The sequence below is a fragment of the Bradyrhizobium sp. P2_E8 genome, from assembly GCF_056403875.1.
Map to the genome: position 1 here is coordinate 1 of NZ_JBFUES010000792.1, position 3565 is coordinate 3565.

Below are 3565 nucleotides of genomic sequence, written 5' to 3' on the forward strand. Positions count from 1 at the left end.
TGTACCGGCCGGATGCGGAGCCTTCAGTGCACCTCACGCTATTTCCGGCGGATCTCGAAAAGCTCCGCGACGACAAGCTCGCCGCGAAATGGGAGGCGATCCGCAACGTCCGCCGTGTCGTCACCGGCGCGCTCGAGCTCGAACGCGCCGCCAAGAACATCGGCTCGTCGCTGGAGGCCTCGCCGGTCATCTATGTCGCCGACCGCGACATGCTGGCGACGCTGTTCGACACCGACCTCGCCGAAGTCTGCATCACCTCGAACTACGAGGTGCGCGAGGGCGAGGCGCCGGCTTCTGCGTTCCGCCTCGATGCCGTGCCCGGCGTTGCCGTCGTGGTGGAGAAGGCGGTCGGCACCAAATGCGCCCGCTCCTGGAAGATCTCGTCGACGGTCGGCGAAGACCCCGAATACCCCGACGTCACCCCGCGCGATGCCAAGGCGCTGCGCGAATGGAAGGCGCTGGGGGTTGGCGTTTGATCTAGCGTCGTCCTGGCGAAAGCCAGGACCCATTACCACCGTCGCCAATTGCAGCGAAGGCTGATGACCACGAGTCTTTCAATCAACGACCGCCTGGGGTTATGGGTCCTGGCATTCGCCAGGACGACGGCGGAGTGTGCCGCGGCGACGTTGGGTCACTCACGATGACCCCGCTCCGCGCCGGCATCGTCTCGGCCATCGCCACGGTCATCCTCGACCAGGCCTCGAAGCTCTGGCTGCTGAACGTGTTCGACCTCGCCCGTCGCGGCGCGGTGAAGGTGACGCCGTTCTTCGACCTGGTGCTGGCCTGGAACATCGGCATCAGCTTCGGCTGGCTCCAGAACGACAGCCAGGCGGCGCAGCTCGCGCTGATGGCCGTCAAAGGTATCGCAGTGGTCGCGCTGGCGATCTGGATGGCCCGCTCGCACACCCTGCTTGCGACCATCGCGCTCGGCCTGATCATCGGAGGCGCCATCGGCAATGGCATCGACCGCCTGGCCTATGGCGCGGTGGTGGATTTCGCCCTATTCCACATCGAGATCGGCGGAAATACCTATAATTGGTATGTGTTTAACCTCGCCGACGTGGCCATCGTTGCTGGGGTGGCGGCGCTATTGTATGATTCCTTCCTGGGGGTACCCGCCGCAAAAGCGCCCTGATCCCGGCCGATACGACCGGCAGGTGGAACCCGCTTTTTGCGAGAATTTGAGCCGCGTGCGAGCGGCAATCTGCCACAATATGGAACAGGTACACTGATGCGCAGCTCGAAGACCAGCGGTTCGATGGTTCGAGACCCCCGGTGGGAGTTCTGGCGGGCGTTGAAATTGTCCGCTGTCGCGCTCGGCATTGGTCTCGTCATGGCAGCAGGCGCGGCCCGCGCCGGCGACGATGACGAAGACGATCGGACCTTCGAGGAAAAGATCATCGATAATTTGATGTCGGGTCTCGGCGCCAAGAGCATGGAAACGCCCGGCATTGAATACCGCGAACGTTCGCCGCTGGTGGTGCCGCCGAAGCTCGACCTGCCGCCCCCGGCATCGGCCGCCGAGGCGGCTCCTCCGAACTGGCCAAAAGACCCGGATGAGAAGCGCCGCAAGGAGGCTGCCGCCGCCAGGAAGAAATCGGGCACCAAGTTCCTGAACCCCTGGGAAGCGGCCCGACCACTCACTCCGGCCGAGTTGAACGCCGCCAAGACCAACGGCAGCAGCCGCACGTCGAGCAACGATTCTGTCCAGCCGGGCGGAAACAATCCAACCATGAGCCCCAGCCAGCTCGGCTATAAGGGCGGTCTGCTCGGCATCTTCAAGAGTGACAGCGAAGAATCCAAGCAATTCACATCTGAGCCGCCGCGGGCATCCCTGACCGAACCACCGCCCGGATACCAGACGCCCTCGCCCAACTACGCCTATGGCGCCGGGGGACCGGATAAGTCCAAAAGGACATATTTCGACGTGCTCAGTGGCAAGGAAAAAGAGAAATAGCGCTCTTGCCGATTGGCGTCCCCCGTGCGGAACTGCCGCAAACGCCCGGTGCCCGGTGTAGGCCGGACGAAGCACATGACTTATCTTTAACTTCACGATGACGGCGTTCTCTGCTTCGTGACGCGAAGCCTCAGCCGCACGGTGTAGCATGCCGTGCCGCCGAGCCGGACATCCGGACCTCGGCCTTTCACTAGGGATCATGATGTCCTCTTACCGATCGGCTGCCTGCCTCCTTGCCGCGCTGCTTTCGACGAGTGTCCTCTCAGCCAGCGCGGCCCTCGCCCAGACCACGGTGACATCGGCCCCGCCCGCCAGCTTCACGCTCAGCAATGGCATGCAGGTCGTGGTGATCCCGGATCACCGCACGCCGGTGGTCACGGAGATGATCTGGTACAAGGTCGGCTCGGCCGACGAGACGCCGGGCAAATCCGGGCTCGCGCACTTCCTCGAGCACCTGATGTTCAAGGGCACTTCGAAGCATCCGGTCGGCGAATTCTCCCAGACCGTGCTTCGTGTCGGCGGCAACGAGAACGCCTCGACCTCGGTCGACTACACCAACTATTACCAGCGCGTGCCGCGCGAGCAGCTGCCGACCATGATGGAGTTCGAGGCCGATCGCATGACCGGCCTGATCCTCAAGGACGAGAACGTGCTGCCCGAGCGCGACGTCGTGCTCGAAGAGTACAACATGCGCGTTGCCAACAATCCGGACGCGCGGCTCAACGAGCAGATCATGGCCGCGCTCTATCTCAACCATCCCTATGGCCGGCCGGTGATCGGCTGGCATCAGGAGATCGAGAAGCTCGATCGTGAGGATGCGCTGGCCTTCTACCGCCGCTTCTACGCGCCGAACAACGCGATCCTGGTGATCGCCGGCGACGTCGAAGCCGCCGACATCCGTCCGCTGGTCGAGCGCAATTTCGGCTCCATCCCCGCCCAGCCCGCGATCCCGGCACGCCGCATTCGTCCGCAGGAGCCGGAGCCGGCGGCACCGCGCACCGTCACGCTGGCCGACCCGCGCGTCGAGCAGCCGAGCCTGCGGCGCTATTATCTCGTTCCCTCGGCGACCACGGCTGCGGCCGGCGAAAGCGCGGCCCTGGACGTGCTCGCGCAGCTGATGGGCAGCGGCAGCAATTCCTATCTCTACCGCGCCCTCGTCGTCGACAAGCCGCTCGCGGTCTCCGCCAACGCCAGCTATTCCAGCATCTCGCTCGACCCGACGCAGTTCGCGATCTCGGCCGCGCCGAAACCCGGCGTCGGCTTCGCCGAGGTCGAGCAGGCGGTCGACGGCGTCATCGCCGACATCGCGCAGAACCCGATCCGCGCCGAGGATCTCGAGCGCGTCAAGACCCAGCTCATCGCGGAAGCGATCTACGCCCAGGACAACCAGGCGGTGCTGGCGCGCTGGTATGGCGGCGCGCTGACCACCGGCCTGTCGATCGAGGACATCAGGAGCTGGCCCGACCGCATTCGCGCGGTGACCGCCGAACAGGTTCGCGCTGTTGCGCAAAAATGGCTCGAGAAAAAGCGTTCGGTGACGGGCTACCWGGTCAAGGACACTGCGACCACCAAGCGCGAGGAGAAGCGTTCGTGACCTATCCCTTCCTT

At 64.6% G+C, this 3565-nt stretch carries 3 protein-coding genes and 1 pseudogene; all 4 read left to right on the forward strand.

The window, feature by feature from the left end:
• Positions 1 to 476, forward strand: a pseudogene (locus tag AC1D00_RS31885) (isoleucine--tRNA ligase); the annotation flags it as partial.
• A 164-nt stretch (positions 477 to 640) separates the two neighbouring features.
• Positions 641 to 1135, forward strand: coding sequence for a signal peptidase II (gene lspA, locus AC1D00_RS31890; RefSeq protein ID WP_167771137.1), 495 nt, complete (start codon positions 641 to 643; stop codon positions 1133 to 1135).
• Between the two features lie 96 nt (positions 1136 to 1231).
• Entirely contained in the window at positions 1232 to 1957 is a 726-nt protein-coding gene (locus AC1D00_RS31895) for a hypothetical protein (RefSeq protein ID WP_404552769.1), read from the forward strand.
• A gap of 199 nt (positions 1958 to 2156) precedes the next feature.
• Entirely contained in the window at positions 2157 to 3551 is a 1395-nt protein-coding gene (locus AC1D00_RS31900; protein WP_477013400.1) for a M16 family metallopeptidase, read from the forward strand.
• Positions 3552 to 3565: the final 14 nt, after the last annotated feature.

Excerpts from the sequence above, each read along its gene's own strand:
- AC1D00_RS31895 (WP_404552769.1), top strand. The coding sequence starts at position 1,232 with ATGCGCAGCTCGAAGACCAGCGGTTCGATGGTTCGAGACCCCCGGTGG.
- lspA (WP_167771137.1), top strand. The coding sequence starts at position 641 with ATGACCCCGCTCCGCGCCGGCATCGTCTCGGCCATCGCCACGGTCATC.